Annotated in this window: 1 rRNA gene and 1 pseudogene; one reads left to right on the top strand and one right to left on the bottom strand. The window is 45.2% G+C overall.

The features are described 5' to 3' along the window. Positions 1-101, top strand: a 5S ribosomal RNA gene (rrf, locus tag M0413_RS22605); the annotation flags it as partial. A 124-nt stretch (positions 102-225) separates the two neighbouring features. On the opposite strand, the pseudogene M0413_RS22610 reads toward rrf, so the two are convergent. Next, positions 226-741, bottom strand: a pseudogene (locus tag M0413_RS22610) (IS630 family transposase); the annotation flags it as partial. Positions 742-976 lie beyond the last annotated feature (235 nt).

Below are 976 nucleotides of genomic sequence, written 5' to 3' on the forward strand. Positions count from 1 at the left end.
ATTGTGGTCCCACCTGATCCCATCCCGAACTCAGAAGTGAAACGCAATCGCGCCGATGGTAGTGTGGGGTCTCCCCATGTGAGAGTAGGTCATCGCCAAGCGCCTAATTAAGCAATGAAGCCAGCTGAATAAGCTGGCTTTTTGCATTTGGTGTTTTCAGTTTCTGCTTTTTCACTTTTACATTCTCCCTTATACCATTCCGCATTAAAGCTCAGCCATCTTCGCCTATTCCCGAGAGTACATCTTTATCACGCGTTTTGTACAACTGATAAAGCTGTTCCATGCCTGGCTGCAGGCATCCACTATGTCCTCATATCCTTTAAAACAGCGATTGGCGAGATAATGTTAGCGCAGCCAACTCCATACCTGTTTGATGGGGTTTAGTTCTGGGGAATATGGCGGCAGTTTGAGGATCGACAGGTTAGGGATATCAGCAGCAATGTCATTGGTATGCCAACCCGCACCGTCCATTACCACGACTGCATGGCGGCCAGGTTTGGTGCGTTTTGCAATTAGCTCCAGGTGCTGGTGCATGATGTCCTTATTGGCGAATGGCGTGATGATGGCTTCAGTTTCTCCTGCTGCAGGACATACTGCGCCGAACAGGTGCACATATTCAAACTGCTGCTGTTTTAGCGCTCTTGGTCTACTGCCTTTAGGGGCCCAAAGGCATGTCGTTGTATTTTGCAGGCCGAATCTGGCTTCGTCCTGAAACCAAATATCAATCGAGACTAAAAAAATCAGCCTCACAATTAACTTTGAATACGCACAGCTGTGAGTTCTTTTAACTTAAAGTTGAGTAATTAATTATTTAATCTAGTCATTAAACCTTCTCAGTGTGGATAACTCTGGGTATAACAAGTGTGTAGGTTGTGCCTAGCTTGGGTGTAACAATCTATTTGAAAATTAATCATAAAAACCTGAAAAAAGCGCTTGCACAAAAAGTTTCGCTGCCTATAATGCGCATCCACTGACA

This window comes from Shewanella sp. 8A (assembly GCF_023475945.1).
In the GTDB taxonomy this organism is placed as follows: domain Bacteria; phylum Pseudomonadota; class Gammaproteobacteria; order Enterobacterales; family Shewanellaceae; genus Shewanella; species Shewanella xiamenensis.